Consider the following 19,906-nt stretch of genomic DNA (forward strand, 5'->3'; position numbering starts at 1 on the left):
AAATGCCCTTGAGTCTCCAGTGACTGGAGACAGCAGAGTGGGGGACATGGACGCCACGACCCTCTACTCGATCGGCGAGCTCTCCCGGCGGACGGGCCTGCCCGTGCGGACCATCCGGTTCTACTCCGATGCCGGGGTGGTGGCGCCGACCACTCGAACCCCCGCCGGCTACCGGCTCTACGACCTCGACGCACTGCTCCGTCTGGAACTCCTGCGTACCCTGCGCGAGCTGGGCATGGACCTGGCCACGGTCCGGCGGGTACTGGACCGCGAGCTCTCGGTGGCGGACGTCGCCGCGGCGCACGCCGACGCCACGGACGTCCAGATCCGGGTGCTGCAACGGCGCCGGAGCGTTCTGCGAGCCGTGGCCGCCGGCGGGTCCAGCCCTGAGGAGATCACGCTCATGCACAGGCTCACGCAGTTGTCCGCCGAGGAACGCCGACGGTTGACCGACGACTTCGTCGAGGGCACCTTCGGGACCTTCGGGACCTTCGGCAGGGCGGAGGCCGATCCCGCCGCGGTGGCCATGGTCCGCGCGGCCCTTCCCGACCTCCCCGACGAACCGTCCGAAGAGCAGGTCGCCGCGTGGGTGGAACTCGTCGCGCTGGTCGGCGACGAGGACTTTCGGGCCCGGATGCGCCGGACGGCCGGGTGGCAGGCCGCCGGGCGCACGCCCGACATCGAGAGCGCGGCCGGCGACGAACTGACGGAGTTCACCCGTCAGAAGGTGACCGAGGCCATGGAGTCGGGCATCGACCCGCTGAGCGACCGGGCCGCGCCCGTCATCGACGACCTCGTGCACCGCTTCGCCGAGGCCTTCGCACGCACCCCTGACAGGGACTTCCGGGAGTGGATGGCCCAGCGGTTCGGAGAAGCCCACGATCCCCGGGTGGACCGCTACTGGCGGCTGGTGTGGATCGTCAACGGCTGGCAGGTCGTACCGAACCTGATCCCGGTGTACCCCTGGCTCATCCAGGCCCTGCGGAACGGCCGCCCTTGAGCGAGCGCCCCCACTCCCACGCCGTGTGCGCCACGAGCGCCACGGCGACGAGGACGGCGATCACGCGAATCGTGCTCCAGGTGACCTCGGCGAAAGCGCCCGCGGCGTCCGCCTCCACCTTCAGGCGGGCAGAGGTCTCGACATAGGCGATGAGCGGCACCAGAAGACGGAACGAAAGTCCGCCGATTCCGGGGATCCGCGCCAGATTGCCGAAGAGTCCCATCGGGGCTCCGAAAAGAAAAGCGCAGAGTCCCCAGATCAGAATTCCCGAGGACACGCCTTCGCTGCTCATGCCGTCGGATGTCATTCCGATCGGCGCGACGGGGCTCAGATATTTGAGCAGGTAGTAGACGGCCACGCCGATGCCCAGCGCCGAAGAGGCCAGCCAGGCCGACTCCGTCTTCGACGGCCGGGTGCATCCGATCAGGAAGGCGAGGCACGCCCACGACCATCCCGCGGAGAACACCAGGTTCACCACGTGAAAGACCGGGCCGTCGAATGTGGCCGCGAGCGCACCCAGCGCGCCGATCGCCACACCCGCTCCGAGAGCTGAAATTACGGACATGGTGCGTGTGCGCGGAAGATCCACTCTACGTTTCCCTGTCTGCGGGTCAGGGGCCACGAGGGCTGGGCGATCGCCCCGGGCCGTCGACGGGGTTTCCGCGGGAGCGGAGACGCCGGCGACGGCCCACAGGCGGAGCAGGGGGACGGAAAAGCGTCCTGGCCCGCGGCCCCCTTAAATGTCGCGGAAGATTTCGATCTGGGCGCCGACCGAGTTGAGGCGCTCGGCGAGTTCCTCGTAGCCGCGGTTGATCACGTAGACGTTGCGCAGGACCGAGGTGCCCTCCGCGGCCATCATCGCGAGGAGGACGACCACCGCCGGGCGCAGGGCCGGGGGGCACATCATTTCCGCGGCGCGCCAGCGGGTGGGGCCCTCCACCAGGACGCGGTGGGGGTCCAGGAGTTGGAGGCGGCCGCCGAGGCGGTTGAGGTCGGTCAGGTAGATGGCGCGGTTGTCGTACACCCAGTCGTGGATCAGGGTCTGGCCCTGCGCGACGGCGGCGATGGCCGCGAAGAACGGAACGTTGTCGATGTTCAGCCCGGGGAACGGCATCGGGTGGATCTTGTCGATCGGGGCTTCGAGCTTGGACGGGCGGACGGTGAGGTCCACCAGGCGGGTGCGGCCGTTGTCCGCGACGTACTCCGCCGAGCGGTCGTGGTCGAGGCCCATCTCCTCCAGTACCGCGAGCTCGATCTCCATGAACTCGATCGGCACCCGGCGGATCGTCAGCTCCGATTCCGTGACGACCGCCGCGGCGAGCAGGCTCATCGCCTCGACCGGGTCCTCGGAGGGGGAGTAGTCCACGTCCACGTCGATGTTCGGGATGCCGTGGACGGTGAGGGTGGTGGTGCCGACGCCCTCGACCTTGACGCCCAGCGCCTCCAGGAAGAAGCAGAGGTCCTGGACCATGTAGTTGGACGAGGCGTTGCGGATGACGGTGACGCCGTCGTGCCGGGCCGCGGCCAGCAGCGCGTTCTCGGTGACCGTGTCCCCGCGCTCGGTGAGGACGATCGGGCGGTCGGGGGAGACCCCGGCCTCGACCTTCGCGTGGTAGATGCCCTCGGTCGCGGTGATGTCCAGGCCGAAGCGGCGCAGGGCGATCATGTGCGGCTCGATGGTGCGGGTGCCGAGGTCGCAGCCGCCGGCGTACGGCAGGCGGAAGCTGTCCATCCGGTGCAGCAGCGGGCCGAGGAACATGATGATGCTCCGGGTCCGGCGCGCCGCGTCCGCGTCCATGGCCTCCAGGTCGAGGCGCGCCGGCGGGATCAGCTCCAGGTCCACGCCGTCGTTGATCCAGCGGGTGCGGACGCCGATGGAGTTCAGCACCTCCAGGAGGCGGTAGACCTCCTCGATGCGCGCCACCCGCCTCAGCACCGTACGGCCCTTGTTGAGGAGCGAGGCGCAGAGCAGGGCGACGCACGCGTTCTTGCTCGTCTTGACGTCGATGGCGCCCGACAGCCGGCGGCCGCCGACCACTCGCAGGTGCATCGGGCCGGCGTAGCCGAGGGAGACGATCTCGCTGTCGAGCGCTTCGCCGATGCGGGCGATCATCTCAAGGCTGATGTTCTGGTTGCCGCGCTCGATCCGGTTCACGGCACTCTGGCTGGTGCCGAGTGCTTCGGCGAGCTGACTCTGTGTCCAGCCCCGGTGTTGACGGGCGTCACGGATGAGCTTGCCGATGCGTACGAGGTAGTCGTCTGCCATGGGGGCACGTTATCTCAGATATGAGATGACTCCCGCGCTGGGTATGCCGGATGGGTGTGTCAGGTGGGCGATTTGGGGGTTATTGACCGTCAGATCCCATAGTGGCTCCGCATGCGCGTGATGCCTCGGCGGTCCGGCCGGGCAGACGGGTGAGTGGGTCGCCGCCGCTGCCGATCCCGTGGGGGAGGAGCGGGGCCGGCGGCTCGTGCCGAGTCGCGCCGAGGGGCTGCCCCCCGGCGGCTCGCCCGTCGCGGCCCGGGGCGCCGCCGCGGCAGCCCCTGGAGCCCCGTCCGCGGCGGGTCGGCGGCAGGTCGGAGCCGGTCCGCGGGTGCGCGCCTCGTCCCCGGACCCGGACATGTACTAGAGTTATCTCGACATCGAGATATCTGCCGAAGGCGTACCGCAGCCGCCCCCGCTGGTAAGGGTTACCTAACTTAGCCCTACCTTAGCGGATTGGCCAAGGGGCGTGGCGGCAGGATGCGGTTATACGCGCGAATTCATGCATGAAGGAGACTGTCGTGTCGGCGAACAGCTTCGACGCCCGCAGCACGCTGCAGGTGGGCGACGAGTCGTACGAGATCTTCAAGCTGGACAAGGTCGAGGGCTCCGCCCGCCTTCCCTACAGCCTGAAGGTCCTGCTGGAGAACCTGCTCCGTACCGAGGACGGCGCGAACATCACCGCCGACCACATCCGGTCGCTCGGGAACTGGGACTCGCAGGCCCAGCCCAGCGAGGAGATCCAGTTCACGCCGGCTCGCGTGATCATGCAGGACTTCACCGGCGTTCCCTGCGTCGTGGACCTCGCCACCATGCGTGAGGCCGTGAAGGCCCTCGGCGGCGACCCGGCGAAGATCAACCCGCTCTCGCCCGCCGAGATGGTCATCGACCACTCGGTCATCGCCGACAAGTTCGGCACGAAGGACGCCTTCGCGCAGAACGTCGAGCTGGAGTACGGCCGCAACAAGGAGCGCTACCAGTTCCTGCGCTGGGGCCAGACCGCCTTCGACGACTTCAAGGTCGTCCCCCCGGGCACCGGCATCGTCCACCAGGTCAACATCGAGCACCTGGCCCGCACGGTCATGGTCCGTAACGGCCAGGCGTACCCCGACACCCTCGTCGGCACCGACTCGCACACCACCATGGTCAACGGCCTGGGCGTGCTGGGCTGGGGCGTCGGCGGCATCGAGGCCGAGGCCGCGATGCTCGGCCAGCCGGTCTCCATGCTGATCCCGCGCGTCGTGGGCTTCAAGCTGACCGGCGAGCTGCCCACCGGCACCACCGCCACCGACCTGGTGCTCACCATCACCGAGATGCTGCGCAAGCACGGCGTCGTCGGCAAGTTCGTCGAGTTCTACGGTGAGGGCGTCGCCGCCACCTCCCTCGCGAACCGCGCCACCATCGGCAACATGTCGCCGGAGTTCGGCTCCACCGCCGCGATCTTCCCGATCGACGACGAGACCCTGAAGTACCTGCGCCTGACCGGCCGCGACGCCCAGCAGGTCGCGCTCGTCGAGGCGTACGCCAAGGAGCAGGGCCTGTGGCTGGACCCGGCCGCCGAGCCGGACTTCTCCGAGAAGCTGGAGCTCGACCTCTCCACGGTCGTCCCCTCCATCGCCGGCCCGAAGCGCCCGCAGGACCGCATCGTCCTCGCCAACGCCGCGCAGCAGTTCACGCAGGACGTGCGCAACTACGTCGAGGACGACGACGAGGCGGGCAAGGAGTCCTTCCCGGCCTCCGACGCCCCGGCCGCCACCAACGGCGTGCCGAGCCGCCCGACCCAGGTCACCCTGGCCGACGGCACCTCCTTCGAGATCGACCACGGCGCCGTCACCGTCGCCGCGATCACCTCCTGCACCAACACCTCGAACCCCTACGTCATGGTCGCCGCAGCGCTCGTGGCCAAGAAGGCGGTCGAGAAGGGCCTGACCCGCAAGCCCTGGGTCAAGACCACCCTGGCCCCGGGCTCGAAGGTCGTCACCGACTACTTCGACAAGGCCGGCCTGACCCCGTACCTCGACAAGATGGGCTTCAACCTCGTCGGGTACGGCTGCACCACCTGCATCGGCAACTCCGGTCCGCTGGACGAGGAGATCTCGAAGGCGATCAACGAGCACGACCTCGCGGTCACCTCGGTGCTCTCCGGCAACCGCAACTTCGAGGGCCGGATCAACCCCGACGTCAAGATGAACTACCTGGCCTCCCCGCCGCTGGTCGTCGCGTACGCCATCGCGGGCTCCATGAAGGTGGACATCACCACCGAGGCCATCGGCATCGACACCGAGGGCAAGCCGGTCTTCCTCAAGGACATCTGGCCCTCCGAGGCCGAGGTCAACGACGTCGTGGCGAACGCCATCGGCGAGGACATGTTCAGCAAGTCCTACCAGGACGTCTTCGCGGGCGACGCCCAGTGGCAGGCGCTGTCCATCCCCACCGGCAATACCTTCGAGTGGGACCCGCAGTCCACCTACGTCCGCAAGCCCCCCTACTTCGAGGGCATGACGATGGAGACCACCCCGGTCTCCGACATCGCCGGCGCCCGCGTGCTGGCGAAGCTGGGCGACTCGGTCACCACCGACCACATCTCCCCGGCCGGTGCGATCAAGGCCGACACCCCGGCCGGCAAGTACCTCACCGAGCACGGCGTCGAGCGCCGCGACTTCAACTCGTACGGTTCCCGCCGCGGCAACCACGAGGTCATGATCCGCGGTACCTTCGCCAACATCCGCCTGCGCAACCAGATCGCGCCGGGCACCGAGGGCGGCTTCACCCGCGACTTCACCGTCGACGGCGCGCCGGTCGCGTTCATCTACGACGCCTCGCAGAACTACCAGGCCGCCGGCATCCCGCTGGTCATCCTGGCGGGCAAGGAGTACGGCTCCGGCTCCTCCCGCGACTGGGCCGCCAAGGGCACCGCGCTGCTCGGCGTCAAGGCCGTCATCGCCGAGTCCTACGAGCGCATCCACCGCTCCAACCTGATCGGCATGGGCGTCCTGCCCCTGCAGTTCCCGGAGGGCGCCACCGCCGCCTCCCTGGGCCTCACCGGCGAGGAGACCTTCGCCTTCACCGGTGTGGAGGAGCTGAACAACGGCACCACCCCGCGCACCGTCAAGGTCACCACCGACACCGGTGTGGAGTTCGACGCGGTCGTCCGCATCGACACGCCGGGTGAGGCGGACTACTACCGCAACGGCGGCATCATGCAGTACGTGCTCCGGAACCTCATCCGAGGCTGAGCACCGTAGCGGCACCAAAGGGCCGTATCCCCGTTAAGGGGGTACGGCCCTTCCGCCTTTTCCGGCCGGGGCCAGGTTTCGGGGAGGTCTCAACTCGGAAAAGCTGACAGGCAACCGTGTGCATGATCTTGCTCACACGAGCGGAAGTGGACTATACCTGTGCCCGTCCGGATCGCCGCGGTACTGAGCGGCGCCGGACCGGGGGATGGCGGGGACCTGCGGTGATGTCCGCATGCGCGGTGCCGTCGTGATTTCCGGCCTCCCTCACACTTCTGACGAAGGCGAGGACATGAGCATGGGATCCACTGGTGAGGGCCTCGGCCGCCGTGACCTGATCAAGCGCTCCGCGGCGCTGGGACTGATCTCGGTGCCCACGATGAGCTTCCTGTCCGCCTGCGCCTCCGGCGGTGAGGACACGACGAAGGGGCCGGACAAGGCCGCGGTGACCAAGGAGAACCCCTTCGGCGTGGCCAAGGGCGGCAAGCTCGACGTCGTCGTCTTCAAGGGCGGGTTCGGTGACGACTACGCGAAGGCCTGGGAGGCCGCCTTCGACAAGAAGTGGGGCACCACCAGCTCCCACCTCGGCACCCAGGAGATCACCGGCAAGCTCCAGACGCGCTTCAACGGCGGGAACCCGCCGGATGTCGTCGACGACTCCGGCGCCCAGAAGATCAAGCTCGACGTGCTCTTCAAGAGCAACCAGCTCGCCGACCTCACCCCGGTGCTCGACGCGCCCTCGCTCGACGACCCGAGCAAGAAGGTCCGCGACCTGCTGATCGCGGGCACCATCGAACAGGGCACGCAGGGCGGCAAGTTCGTCTCCCTGAACTACGTCTACACCGTCTTCGGCTTCTGGTACTCCGGCAAGCTCTTCAAGGAGAAGGGCTGGACGCCGCCCAAGACCTGGGACGAGTTCCTCGGGGTCTGCGCGAAGGCAAAGGAGGCCGGCATCGGCGGACTCGCCCACCAGGGCAAGTTCCCGTACTACATCAACGTCGTCATCATGGACCTGATCGCCAAGAAGGGCGGTCTGGACGCCATGAAGGCGATCGACAACCTGGAGCCGAACGCCTTCGAGGGCAGCGCGGCCGCCCTCGCCGCCGTCGAGGCGGTCTACGAGGTGGTCGAGAAGGACCTGCTGCTGCCGGGCACCAACGGCCTCACCCACACCGAGTCCCAGACCGCGTGGAACCAGTACAAGGCCGCCTTCATCCCCTCCGGCTCCTGGCTGGAGAACGAGCAGCTCAAGCAGACGCCCGACGACTTCGACATGCAGTTCCTGCCGGTCCCGCTGCTGGCCGACAGCAAGCTGCCCTTCGAGGCCATCCGGGCCGGCGCCGGCGAGCCCTTCATCGTTCCGGAGAAGGCGGCCAACAAGGCCGGCGGCCTGGAGTTCATCCGTTCGATGCTCTCCCGCGAGTGGTCGACGATCTTCGCCCAGCAGGCCAACTCGCTCACCGTGGTCAAGGACGGCGTGGACCCGGGCGTCAAGCTGCGGCCGGGCACCCAGTCCGCGGTGACCGCCCTCAAGGCGGCGGGGACGAATACCTTCAACTACCTTTACCCCGACTGGTACAGCGAGATGGACACGGCCATCCAGGACGCGTCCAATGAGCTGATGGCCAAGCGGATTCAGCCGAAGGAGTGGATCAAGCGGGCTCAGGCTGCGGTAAACAAGGCGGCGCAGGACCCGAACGCCAAGAACAACCGTCGCAGCTGATCGCACGCCCCACCGGTCACCGGCACACCAGGGACGGACACCATGAGCCAAGTAGCCCAGGGCAGAGGACGGAGCGGCTTCATCGCCGGCTTCCTCCTCGCACCCCTCGCGCTGTACCTGACCTTCGTCATCTGGCCGTACGTACAGACGTTCGGTTACTCCTTCACCAACTGGACGGGCCAGTCGCCGACCTTCGACTTCGTCGGGGTGGACAACTACACGGCCCTGATGAAGGACGAGGTCTTCCGCGGCGCCCTGTGGCACAACCTGCTGCTCCTGGTGTTCGTCCCGGTGGTCACCATCCTGCTCGCCCTCTTCTTCGCCTTCATGGTGAACGCGGGCGGGCGGGGCGGGGCCGGCGGGGTGCAGGGCGTGCGGGGATCGGGCTTCTACAAGATCGTCTACTTCTTCCCGCAGGTGCTCTCCCTCGCCATCCTCGCGGTGCTCTTCGGGGCCGTGTACCGCACCGACGAGGGCGGCCTGCTCAACGGCGTCCTCATCAAGCTCGGCCTGGTCGACCGGCTGCACCCCATCGAATGGCTCAACGAGCCGAGGCTCGTGCTCTGGTGCCTGCTCCTCGTGGTCGTCTGGCACGGGGTCGGCTTCTACCTCGTGCTCTTCTCGGCGGCCATGCAGTCCGTCCCCAAGGACATCTACGAGGCCGCCCTGCTCGACGGGGCGGGGCGCGCCCAGACCTTCTTCAAGGTCACGCTGCCCCTGCTGTGGGACTCCGTACAGACCTCCGCGGTCTACCTGGGCATCGCCGCGATGGACATGTTCGTCCTCGTGTCGACCATGACCTCGGGCCAGTTCGGCGGCGGACCCGACCACCACAGCGAGGTCATGGCCACGGTGCTGATGAGGAACTTCCTCTACTTCGGCAAGAGCGGCTACGCCTGTGCCATGGGCGTGGTCATGCTCGTCCTCACCATGATCCTTTCCGTCATCACGCTGCGCGCCACCCGCCGCGAGCGCATCGAGTTCTGAGCGGGAGAACCTCATGACCACAGTGATCAAGGCTCCGGGCGAAAAGGCCGCGGAGCGGTCCGGGGGAGCCGGCCCGAGCGGGGAACGGGGCGGCAAGGGCTCCGAGGGCATGGTCCTCAACGTCTTCTCCCACGGCTTCCTCGCCGTCTGGGCCATACTGATCGTCCTGCCCCTGATCTGGCTGGCGCTCGGCTCCTTCAAGACCGACGCGCAGATCGGCGGCTCGGCCCTCAGCTGGCCCTCCAACTGGAACGTCGACGCCTTCGGCCGCGCCTGGGACAAGGGCATCGGCGACTACTTCGCCAACACGCTCATCGTGATGGTGTTCTCGGTCCCGCTGACCATGCTGCTCGGCTCGATGGCGGCGTACGTCCTGGCCCGCTACCCCTTCCCGGGGAACCGGTTCATCTACTACTTCTTCGTCAGCGGGGCGATGTTCCCCGTCTTCCTCGCGCTGGTCCCGCTGTTCTTCATGGTCAAGCGCTTCGACATGCTGAACACGTACCAGGGCCTGATCCTCGTGTACGTCGCCTACTCGATGCCGTTCACCGTCTTCTTCATGCACTCGTTCTTCCGCACGCTGCCGACGGCGGTGCACGAGGCGGCGGTGATCGACGGGGCCTCCGACACCCGGATCTTCTTCCAGGTGATGGTGCCGATGGCCAAGCCCGGCCTGATCAGCGTCGGGATATTCAACATCCTGGGCCAGTGGAACCAGTACATCCTGCCCTCCGTGCTGATGCAGCCCCAGACGGGATCGGACCCCGAGCGCTACCTGCTCACCCAGGGCCTGATCCAGCTCCAGCAACAGCAGGGGTACGAGACCGACCTGCCGGTGCTGTTCGCCGGCGTGACGATCGCGATGATCCCGATGCTGGTGGTCTACCTGTCCTTCCAGCGCCAGATCCAGGCCGGCCTGACGTCCGCCACCCTGAAGTAGGTCAGCCGGGGACCACCGACCAGCCGACCGCCGAGGCCGAGGGGTCGAGCGAGAGGTTGCCGACCGCCTTCTCCAGCGCCCGGGCCCCCTCGCCCTCGGCGGTCAGCAGCGCGGACACGGTCACCTTGCCGGGGTCCGGCCCGTCCGCACTGCGGATCTACCGGAGCTGGTACCCCGGCCTGGCGAGCGCGCCGGCCAGCCGGTGCCGGATGTGGGCCGCCTCCGCCTCCAGGCACACCGCTCCACTCCGATCGCGGCCCCGAAGCCGAACGCCGCGGCCATGTGGCCCGCCATGATCCACTCACTGGTCATCGGCTCGTCCTCCGCTCAGAGCCAGGTGCCGAACGTGCGGATGTACCAGTACCAGCCGGACTGGAAGAGGGACTGGCTCGCCTCGCTGTCGGCCCCGAAGACGTGCCACATGATCAGGAACATCGAGATGTCGAAGACCGAGCTGACCGGGCCGATGGTGATCATGAAGCGGCCGATGCCCTTGGCGTCCCAGTTCCGGGGCCTGCGCAGGTAGTCCTCGTCCATCCGGTCCCACGGGGTCGCCGGCTGCGAGATGTCGTAGACCAGGTTCTGGACCGGCAGGATGATCGCGAGCATCGGCTGGAAGGGGTCCCGGGACACGCCCGGCCATGGCCGGGGGCGGAGCCCGGGGGTGCGTGCGCGGCGGAGCTGCCGGGGCACGCGGAAGGAAGAGAATGGAAAGAAACGCGACCGGGCACGGGACAGCGGTGAACCGCGGCCGTGCGCACTCGGGCAGAGCTCAGCTGATCAACAGGTCAGCCGAGGAGAGCGCGGCAAGGACTTCGATCGGGACTCATCCCGAACACCTCCTCGCGCAGCGCTGTCATGACGGGCGCCCGATCCGGCCGGGAAGGCCGCAGAGGACCGGCGCCTCAGCGGCCGTAGCACGATCCAGGGGCCGGTTCCCTCCCCCTTTCGGCCAGTACGGCCGTTTCGTGCCGTGTCAGCCTCTTGACGTGTGGATGCGCAAAGGCTCGACTTAAGGTTCACAAGTTGGAGAGACGCCGGGGTCTCGAAGCGCGAAACCGCGACGTGTCCCGGCCGGGGGGCGACGGCTTGCCGTCGCTTATGGGCAGGAGTGGATGAGTCGTGCAGACTCCCGGATCGCAGTCCTCGCTGCATCGCGCGAATCTCGAACGGGTCGTGCGGGCGGTGCGGCTCGCGGGATCGCTGACCCAGGCGGAGATCGCCCGCACCACCGGACTGTCGGCGGCCACGGTCTCCAACATCGTCCGGGAACTGAAGGACGGCGGGACCGTCGAGGTCACCGACACCTCGGCGGGGGGCCGGCGCGCGCGCAGCGTCTCGCTCAGCGGTGACGCGGGGATCGTCATCGGCGTCGACTTCGGCCACACCCACCTGCGGGTGGCGGTGGGGAACCTGGCCCATCAGGTGCTGGCCGAGGAGTCCGAGCCGCTGGACGTCGACGCCTCCTGGGCGGACGGCTTCAACCGGGCCGAAGCCCTGGTCGGGCGGCTCATCGCGGACATCGGGGTCGGGCTGGAGAAGGTCATCGGCGTCGGTCTCGGCGTGCCCGGCCCGATCGACGTGGAGTCCGGGACCCTGGGCTCGACCGCGATCCTGCCGGGCTGGGCGGGCATCAACCCCCGCCAGGAGCTCTCGCAGCGCCTCGGCGTGCCGGTGTACGTGGACAACGACGCGAACCTCGGAGCCCTCGGTGAGCTCGTTTGGGGGAGCGGGCGGGGAGTAAAGGACCTGGCGTACATCAAGGTGGCCAGCGGCGTCGGCGCCGGCCTGGTCATCAACGGCGAGATCTACCGCGGACCGGGGGGCACCGCGGGCGAGATCGGGCACATCACGCTGGACGAATCGGGCCCGGTCTGCCGCTGCGGCAACCGCGGGTGCCTGGAGACCTTCACCGCCGCCCGGTACGTCCTGCCGCTGCTCCAGGGCACGCACGGGCCGGAGTTGACGATGGAGCGGGTGGTCGAACTGGCCCGGGACGGGGATCCGGGCTGCCGCCGCGTGATCACGGACGTGGGCCGCCACATCGGCAGCGGCGTGGCCAGTCTGTGCAACCTCCTGAACCCCAGTCGCGTGGTGCTGGGCGGCTCGCTCGCGGAGGCCGGTGAACTCGTCCTGGCCCCCATCCGTGAATCAGTGGGGAGGTACGCGATTCCCAGCGCGGCGCGGCAACTGTCGGTGCTAACCGGGTCCCTGGGCGGGCGGGCCGAGGTGCTGGGCGCGCTGGCGCTCGTACTCAGCGAGATGGGCGATTCGACACTTTTGTCAGATCATGGAAGTGGAGTGCGAGCTCCCGCCGTCTTGCCTTCAGGTAGATAACGGATGGCACCGTTGTCATCTCGTTAAGGATTCACTCCTTGACGGCAAAACGCGGCCGGGGTTGACTCACATCCACCTCGGCCGCAGTGCTGCGGCCTCGTCAGGGAGGTTCAAGTAATGAACACGCGTATGCGCAGAGCCGCCGTAGCTGTTGCCGCCGGTGCCATGGCCGTTTCGCTCGCCGCTTGCGGCAGTGCGAAGGAGGCCGGCGACACGACGAAGGAGTCCTCCGGCGCTGCCAAGGGCGACGCGATCAAGGTCGGCCTGCTCCTGCCGGAGAACCAGACCGCGCGTTACGAGAAGTTCGACAAGCCGCTGATCGAGAAGAAGGTCGCCGAGCTCACCGGCGGCAAGGGTCAGGTCGTCTACGCGAACGCCAAGCAGGACGCGACCACGCAGAACTCCCAGGTCGACACGATGATCACCAACAAGGTGGACGTCCTGATCGTCGACGCGGTGGACTCCAAGGCCATCGCCGGCTCGGTCAAGAAGGCGAAGGAGGCCGGCATCCCGGTCATCGCCTACGACCGCCTGGCCGAGGGCCCGATCGACGCGTACACCTCCTTCGACAACGAAGAGGTCGGCAAGGTCCAGGGCAAGGCGCTGCTGGAGGCGCTGGGCGACAAGGCCAAGGACGGCCAGATCGTCATGATGAACGGTTCGGTCACCGACCCGAACGCCAAGCTCTTCAAGTCCGGCGCGCACTCCGTCCTCGACGGCAAGGTGAACGTCGGCAAGGAGTACGACACCGTCGAGTGGAAGCCGGAGAACGCCAACACCAACATGGCGGCCGCGCTCTCCGCGCTCGGCAAGGACAAGGTCATCGGCGTCTACTCCGCCAACGACGGCATGGCGGGCGGCATCATCACCGCCCTCAAGGCCGCCGGCGTCTCCCCCCTGCCGCCGGTCACCGGCCAGGACGCCGAACTCGCCGGTGTGCAGCGCATCGTCGCGGGCGAGCAGTTCATGAGCGTCTACAAGCCGTACGCCCCCGAGGCCGAGGCCGCCGCGAAGATGGCCGTCGCCCTCGCCAAGGGCGAGAAGCTCGACGGAATCACCACCTCCACCGTCGACAGCCCGACCACCAAGGGCGTCGCGTCGGTGCTGATCCCGGTCGTCTCGCTGACCAAGGGCAACATCAACGACACGGTCGTCAAGGACGGCGTCTACTCGGTCGCCGAGATCTGCACCGACAAGTACGCGGCGGCCTGCGCCGCGGCCGGCCTGAAGTAGCGGCCCCCGTCGCCTCCTCGCGAGGCGGCCCCCGTGCCTGACCGGCGCCCCGCCCACCTCATCCCCGCCACGCGGCGGGGCGCCGGGCAGAAACGATCCTCCCCCCCATTCGCCCCGCTCCTGCTCTTTTGCACGACATCCCCGCCGGTCAGGCGGCGAAGGAGATGGTTCATGTGTCCGCTGCGCCCGTGCTGGCGTTGCGAGGGGTCTCGAAGCGGTTCGGCGCCGTTCAGGCCCTGACCGACGTAGAACTCGAGATCCACTCCGGTGAAGTGGTCGCCCTCGTCGGCGACAACGGTGCCGGAAAGTCCACGCTGGTCAAGACGATCGCCGGCGTGCACCCCATCGATGAAGGTGTCATCGAGTGGGAGGGCCGTCCGGTCTCCATCGGCAAGCCCCATGACGCCCAGAACCTGGGCATCGCGACGGTCTACCAGGACCTGGCGCTGTGCGACAACATCGATGTCGTCGGCAACCTCTTCCTCGGTCGCGAACTCAAGCGCCACGGCGTCCTCGACGAGGTGGAGATGGAGCGGCGCGCCCGCGAGCTCCTGACCACCCTGTCCATCCGGATCCCCAGCGTCCGTATCCCCATCGCCTCGCTCTCCGGCGGTCAGCGCCAGACCGTGGCGATCGCCCGCTCCATGCTGGGCGAGCCCCAGCTCGTCATCCTCGACGAGCCCACCGCCGCGCTCGGCGTCGAGCAGACCGCACAGGTGCTCGACCTCGTGGAGCGGCTGCGCGAGCGCGGCCACGCCGTCATCCTCATCAGCCACAACATGGCCGATGTGAAGGCCGTCGCCGACAAGGTGGCGGTCCTGCGGCTGGGCCGCAACAACGGTGTCTTCAACGTCGCCGACACCTCGCAGGAAGAGATCATCTCCGCCATCACCGGTGCCACGGACAACGCCGTGACCCGCCGGGCGGCCCGCACCTCGGAGGCCGGCAAGTGAGCACCCAGAACCCCGCCACCGATCCACTGGGCAAGGGCCCCGCCGGCTCGCAGGAGTACATCGACCCGGTCAACCCGGCGGCGGCCCACGACGCGATCCCGGCCGTGGACCCCCGCCTCCTCGTCAGGGAGCAGGGCCTCGCCGGCTACGTGGGCGAGTTCAAGCGCAAGATGAAGGCCGGCGACCTGGGCTCCATCCCCGTCGTCATCGGCCTGATCGTCATCTGGTCCATCTTCCAGGGGCTGAACTCGAACTTCCTCTCCCCGGAGAACCTCACCAACATCGCGATCACGATGACCGCCACCGGCATGATCGCCATCGGCATCATCTTCGTGCTGCTGCTCGGCGAGATCGACCTCTCGGTCGGCTCCGTCAGCGGCGTCTCGGGCGCGATCGTCGCCGTCCTCGCCGTCACGCACGGCGTGAACGAGTGGCTGGCGATCCTGGCGGCCGTGGCCGGCGGCGCCGTGATCGGTTCCATCCACGGCTTCTTCTTCGCCAGGATCGGCGCCCCGGCCTTCGCCGTCACCCTGTCGGGCCTGCTGTTCTGGCTGGGCGCGATGCTGCAGATCCTCGGCAGCAACGGCACGATCAACATCGACTCCGACGGCGTGGTCGGCCAGCTGACCACGTACTTCTTCTCGGACGTGGCCGTCGCCTACGGGCTGGCCGCGCTCGCGGTGGCCGGCTACTTCCTCGCGGCCTTCTTCGACGCGAAGCGCCGCGACGCCGCCGGGATGCCCTCCCGGCCGCTCGCCGAGATCCTGCTGCGCACCGGCCTGCTCGCGGTGTTCACCTTCGGCCCCGCCGTGGTGTTCAACCAGTACAAGGGCCTGCCGCTCGCGGTGGTGCTCTTCCTGCTGGCGCTGGTCGTCACGGACTTCGTGCTCCGTCGCACGACCTTCGGGCGAAACGTTTTCGCACTGGGTGGCAGCGTCGAGGCCTCCCGCCGCGCGGGCATCAACGTCACCCGGATCCGGATCACGGTCTTCGCGATCTCCGGCACCTTCGCCGCCATCGGCGGTCTGTTCTGGGCCTCCAAGATCGCGGCCGCCAACCAGAGCGCCGGCGCCGGCGACCTGCTGATGAACGTGATCGCGGCGGCCGTCATCGGCGGCACCAGCCTCTTCGGCGGCCGGGGCCGGACCTGGAACGCCCTCCTCGGCGTCATGGTCATCATCTCGATCCAGTACGGTCTGGCACTGGAAGGCATCGCGACGCCGATCCAGTACATGATCACCGGTGCGGTGCTGCTGACCACCGTGGTGATCGACTCGGTCTCGCGCAAGACCCAGAAGACGGCCGGACGCGCCTGACGGCGCGGCCGACTGCCCGCCGGAGCGGCATCCGGCGGTAAGACCGGTCACAGTGCCCGGCGCCACTTCACGTGGCGCCGGGCATCCGTGCGTACATGTGCGGGCACTCCTGTGCGGGTATACGCCCGTATGTGATGTGTGGCCGCGTGGTGGTGCGTACATGTATGACAAAGGTGTGACTCCGCCGGGACGGCCCGATGACCGCGTCCCGCAGCGGAACATTAGACTCGACAGACCAGCAAGCAACTGCAAGGAGGCACGGGTGCTGCTGACCCGCATCAAGGGACCGCGCGATCTGGACCGGCTCAGCCAGGAGGAGCTCGACCAGCTCGCCGCAGAGATCAGGTCCTTCCTCGTCGACGCCGTCTCCAAGACCGGCGGGCACCTCGGCCCCAACCTCGGCGTGGTCGAACTGACGATCGCCCTGCACCGGGTCTTCGAATCGCCCAAGGACAAGGTCCTCTTCGACACCGGCCACCAGGCCTACGTCCACAAGCTGCTCACGGGCCGCCAGGACTTCGGCAACCTGCGCTCCAAGGGCGGCCTGTCCGGCTACCCCTCGCGCGCCGAGTCCGACCACGACGTGATCGAGAACTCGCACGCCTCCACCGTGCTGGGCTGGGCCGACGGCCTCGCCAAGGCCAACGAGGTGCTCGGCCGCGAGGACCACCACGTCGCCGCCGTCATCGGCGACGGCGCGCTGACCGGCGGCATGGCCTGGGAGGCGCTGAACAACATCGCCGCCGCCAAGGACCGCCCGCTGGTCATCGTCGTCAACGACAACGAGCGCTCGTACGGCCCCACCATCGGCGGCCTCGCGAACCACCTGGCCACCCTGCGCACCACGGACGGCTACGAGCGCTTCCTGGCCCGCGGCAAGGAGATCCTGGAGCGCACCCCGGTCGTCGGGAAGCCGCTCTTCGAGACCCTGCACGGCGCCAAGAAGGGCCTCAAGGACTTCATCGCCCCGCAGGGCATGTTCGAGGACCTGGGCCTGAAGTACATCGGCCCCATCGACGGCCACGACATCGAGGCCCTGGAGTCCGCCCTGCAGCGCGCCAAGCGCTTCAGCGGCCCGGTCATCGTGCACTGCCTCACCCAGAAGGGCCGCGGCTACACCCACGCGGAGCAGGACGAGGCCGACCGTTTCCACGGCATCGGTCCGATCCACCCCGACACCGGCCTGCCCGTCTCCACCGACGCCGCCAGCTGGACCTCCGTCTTCGCCGACGAGATGGTCCGGCTCGGCAAGGAGCGCAAGGACATCGTCGGCATCACCGCGGCCATGCTCCAGCCGGTCGGCCTGAAGAAGTTCGCGGACGCCTTCCCGGACCGGATCTACGACGTCGGCATCGCCGAGCAGCACGGCGCCACCTCGGCGGCGGGCCTCGCCACCGGCGGCGCCCACCCGGTCTTCGCGGTGTACGCCACCTTCCTCAACCGCGCCTTCGACCAGGTGCTGATGGACGTGGCCCTGCACAAGTGCGGGGTCACCTTCGTCCTGGACCGGGCCGGTGTCACGGGCACCGACGGCGCCTCCCACAACGGTATGTGGGACATGTCGATCATGCAGGTCGTGCCCGGTCTGCGGCTGGCCGCCCCGCGCGACGCCGAGCAGCTGCGCGCCCAGCTGCGCGAGGCCGTCGAGGTCAAGGACGCGCCGACCGTCGTCCGCTACTCGAAGGGCGTAGTCGGCCCGGCCGTCCCGGCCGTCGGCCGGATCGGCGGCATGGACGTGCTGCGCACCCCGGCCCCCGAGGTCACCCGGCCGGACGTACTGCTCGTCTCCGTCGGCGCGCTCGCCCCGATGTGCCTGGAGATCGCGGACCTGCTCGACAAGCAGGGCATCTCCACGACCGTGGTCGACCCCCGCTGGGTCAAGCCCGTCGACGAGGCCCTGGCCCCGCTCGCGGAGCAGCACCGGGTCGTCGTCACCGTCGAGGACAACGGCCGTACCGGTGGCGTGGGCTCCGCCGTCGCGCAGGCCCTGCGGGACGCGGGCGTCGACGTACCGCTGCGCGACTTCGGCATCCCGCAGCGCTTCCTCGACCACGCCTCCCGCAAGGAGGTCATGGCCGAGATCGGGCTGACCGCTCCGGACATCGCACGGCAGGTCACGGGCCTGGTGGCGAAGCTGGACGGGCGCTACGACAGCGAGCCGGCCACCGCCGTCGACTAGGACGGGTACCAGCCACTAGATCGCCGCGCGGTTGCACGTCACGGGCCGGGAGATCACCCTTGAAGGGGTGGGCCTCCCGGCCCGTTCGCGTGCGTCGACACCTGTTTCGGAGGTGCGTCGGTGAGTAGGGATATGAACAGCCCCTTCCGCACCAAGACGGTGGAGCAGTCCATCCGCGACACGGAGGAGCCGGAACACGCGCTCCGGAAGTCGCTCTCCGCCTGGGACCTGACGGTTTTCGGTGTGGGTGTCATCATCGGCACCGGCATCTTCGTCCTCACGGGCATCGCGGCCCGGAACAACGCAGGACCCGCCACCGCCCTCGCCTTCGTGGCGGCGGGCATCGTCTGCGCTCTCGCGGCGCTCTGCTACGCCGAGTTCGCGTCCACCGTGCCGGTGGCCGGATCCGCGTACACCTTCTCGTACGCCTCGATCGGTGAGCTGCCCGCCTGGATCATCGGCTGGGACCTGGTGCTGGAGTTCGCCCTCGGCACCGCCGTCGTCGCGGTCGGCTGGTCCGGATACGTGCGCCACCTCATGGACACCAACCTCGGCTGGACCCTGCCGACCTCCCTGTCCGGGCCCGATGCCGGCGGCCACTTCGACCTGCTGGCGTTCCTGCTGGTCCTGGTGCTGACGTGGATCCTGGTCGTCGGGACGAAGCTCTCGGCCCGCATCACCGCGGTCGTCGTCGCCATCAAGGTCACGGTCGTGCTGCTGGTCATCGTCGCGGGCCTGTTCTTCATCAAGGCCGACAACTACTCGCCGTTCATCCCGCCGGCCCAGCCACAGGCCGAGGGCGTCAGCGGCTGGCACTCGCCCCTGGTCCAGTTGCTCTTCGGCTACGAGCCCACGAACTTCGGCGTCATGGGCATCTTCACGGCGGCCTCGCTCATCTTCTTCGCCTTCATCGGCTTCGACGTGGTGGCGACGGCGGCCGAGGAGACCAAGAACCCCCAGCGGGACATGCCGCGCGGCATCCTCGGCTCGCTGCTGATCTGCACGGTGCTCTACGTCGCCGTGACCCTGGTGGTCACCGGCATGCAGAAGTACTCGGAGATGTCCCCGACCGCGCCGCTCGCCGAAGCCTTCAAATCGGTGAACCAGCCGTTCTTCTCGGGTGCCATCAGCCTCGGCGCGGCCGTCGGTCTGATCACCGTGTGCATGATCCTGCTGCTCGGCCAGACCCGCGTGTTCTTCGCGATGAGCCGTGACGGACTGCTGCCGCGGGTCTTCTCCGTGACGCACCCGAAGTACCGCACCCCCTACCGGGCGACCCTGCTGCTCGGCGGGGTCATCGCGATCGTCGCCGGTTTCACCAGCCTGGAGACCCTCGCGGAACTGGTGAACATCGGCACCCTGTTCGCCTTCGTGGTGGTCGCGCTGGGCGTGATCGTCCTGCGCAAGACCCGCCCCGACCTGCACCGGTCCTTCCGGACCCCGTGGGTGCCGTTCATCCCGATCGTGTCGATCGCGGCCTCGTTCTGGCTGATGCTCAACCTGCCGGCCGAGACCTGGCTGCGCTTCGGCATCTGGATGGCCGTCGGCATCGTCCTCTACTTCCTCTACAGCTACCGCAACAGCCGTCTGCACCAGGTCGGCCAGGACGCGAAGTTCTGAGCGCCGCCCGCCGGCCGCACACGACGCAGCGGGGGGGGGGGGGGGGGGGGGGGGTGGGGGGGGGGGGGTGTGTGGGGGGGGGGGGGGGGGGGGGGGAGGGAGTGGGGGGGGGGGGCTGGGCC

Annotated in this window: 15 protein-coding genes; 11 read left to right on the top strand and 4 right to left on the bottom strand. The window is 68.6% G+C overall.

All coding sequences use genetic code 11. The annotated features are described in order from the left end of the window. The first annotated feature begins 46 nt into the window (after positions 1–46). Entirely contained in the window at positions 47–1,000 is a 954-nt protein-coding gene (locus ACZ4VT_RS15765; RefSeq protein ID WP_467949955.1) for a MerR family transcriptional regulator, read from the top strand. Here ACZ4VT_RS15765 and ACZ4VT_RS15770 read toward each other — a convergent pair. Together ACZ4VT_RS15770 and ACZ4VT_RS15775 are read right to left on the bottom strand one after the other, a co-directional pair. Then, on the bottom strand, positions 969–1,535 hold the full coding sequence (locus tag ACZ4VT_RS15770) for a hypothetical protein (protein ID WP_467949957.1): 567 nt from the start codon (positions 1,533–1,535) through the stop codon (positions 969–971). The genes ACZ4VT_RS15765 and ACZ4VT_RS15770 overlap by 32 nt on opposite strands. 201 nt (positions 1,536–1,736) lie before the next feature. Then, entirely contained in the window at positions 1,737–3,266 is a 1,530-nt protein-coding gene (locus ACZ4VT_RS15775) for a helix-turn-helix domain-containing protein (RefSeq protein WP_467949959.1), read from the bottom strand. A gap of 503 nt (positions 3,267–3,769) precedes the next feature. Here ACZ4VT_RS15775 and acnA point away from each other — a divergent pair. The 4 genes from acnA (at position 3,770) to ACZ4VT_RS15795 (ending at position 10,146) form a co-directional block, all read left to right on the top strand. Continuing rightward, positions 3,770–6,499, top strand: a complete 2,730-nt coding sequence (gene acnA, locus ACZ4VT_RS15780; RefSeq protein ID WP_467949960.1) for an aconitate hydratase AcnA — start codon at positions 3,770–3,772, stop codon at positions 6,497–6,499. Positions 6,500–6,794: 295 nt separating this feature from the next. Continuing rightward, positions 6,795–8,219 carry an N-acetylglucosamine/diacetylchitobiose ABC transporter substrate-binding protein gene (gene ngcE / locus ACZ4VT_RS15785; protein WP_467950077.1) on the top strand — a complete coding sequence of 475 codons (1,425 nt, stop codon included), beginning with the start codon at positions 6,795–6,797 and terminating at the stop codon, positions 8,217–8,219. Between the two features lie 42 nt (positions 8,220–8,261). Next, positions 8,262–9,206, top strand: a complete 945-nt coding sequence (locus ACZ4VT_RS15790; protein ID WP_467949962.1) for a carbohydrate ABC transporter permease — start codon at positions 8,262–8,264, stop codon at positions 9,204–9,206. Between the two features lie 13 nt (positions 9,207–9,219). After that, positions 9,220–10,146 (top strand): carbohydrate ABC transporter permease, encoded by a 927-nt coding sequence (locus ACZ4VT_RS15795; RefSeq protein ID WP_351287467.1) that lies wholly within the window; start codon positions 9,220–9,222, stop codon positions 10,144–10,146. A 1-nt stretch (position 10,147) separates the two neighbouring features. Here ACZ4VT_RS15795 and ACZ4VT_RS15800 read toward each other — a convergent pair whose 3' ends face one another. Together ACZ4VT_RS15800 and ACZ4VT_RS15805 are read right to left on the bottom strand one after the other, a co-directional pair. Next, positions 10,148–10,303: a hypothetical protein gene (locus tag ACZ4VT_RS15800; RefSeq protein ID WP_467950079.1), complete on the bottom strand. Its 156-nt coding sequence runs from the start codon at positions 10,301–10,303 to the stop codon at positions 10,148–10,150. A gap of 170 nt (positions 10,304–10,473) precedes the next feature. Then, positions 10,474–10,779 carry a cation transporting ATPase C-terminal domain-containing protein gene (locus tag ACZ4VT_RS15805; RefSeq protein WP_467949965.1) on the bottom strand — a complete coding sequence of 102 codons (306 nt, stop codon included), beginning with the start codon at positions 10,777–10,779 and terminating at the stop codon, positions 10,474–10,476. 489 nt (positions 10,780–11,268) lie between these two features. Here ACZ4VT_RS15805 and ACZ4VT_RS15810 point away from each other — a divergent pair, with 489 nt between their 5' ends. The 6 genes from ACZ4VT_RS15810 to ACZ4VT_RS15835 all read left to right on the top strand — a co-directional run bounded on the left by ACZ4VT_RS15810 (position 11,269) and on the right by ACZ4VT_RS15835 (position 19,784). Further along, a complete protein-coding gene (locus tag ACZ4VT_RS15810) occupies positions 11,269–12,483 on the top strand; it encodes an ROK family transcriptional regulator (protein ID WP_467949967.1) in 1,215 nt (404 codons plus the stop codon). 117 nt (positions 12,484–12,600) lie between these two features. Then, positions 12,601–13,716, top strand: coding sequence for a substrate-binding domain-containing protein (locus ACZ4VT_RS15815; protein WP_467949969.1), 1,116 nt, complete (start codon positions 12,601–12,603; stop codon positions 13,714–13,716). A 164-nt stretch (positions 13,717–13,880) separates the two neighbouring features. Beyond that, positions 13,881–14,669: an ATP-binding cassette domain-containing protein gene (locus ACZ4VT_RS15820; RefSeq protein WP_351585531.1), complete on the top strand. Its 789-nt coding sequence runs from the start codon at positions 13,881–13,883 to the stop codon at positions 14,667–14,669. 26 nt (positions 14,670–14,695) lie between these two features. Further along, positions 14,696–15,985, top strand: coding sequence for a sugar ABC transporter permease (locus ACZ4VT_RS15825; RefSeq protein WP_467950081.1), 1,290 nt, complete (start codon positions 14,696–14,698; stop codon positions 15,983–15,985). Between the two features lie 262 nt (positions 15,986–16,247). Beyond that, positions 16,248–18,164, top strand: coding sequence for a 1-deoxy-D-xylulose-5-phosphate synthase (dxs, locus tag ACZ4VT_RS15830; RefSeq protein WP_467949971.1), 1,917 nt, complete (start codon positions 16,248–16,250; stop codon positions 18,162–18,164). Between the two features lie 132 nt (positions 18,165–18,296). Next, on the top strand, positions 18,297–19,784 hold the full coding sequence (locus tag ACZ4VT_RS15835; protein ID WP_467949973.1) for an amino acid permease: 1,488 nt from the start codon (positions 18,297–18,299) through the stop codon (positions 19,782–19,784). The last annotated feature ends 122 nt before the right edge of the window (positions 19,785–19,906 follow it).

Source organism: Streptomyces sp. NPDC029164 (genome assembly GCF_055563995.1).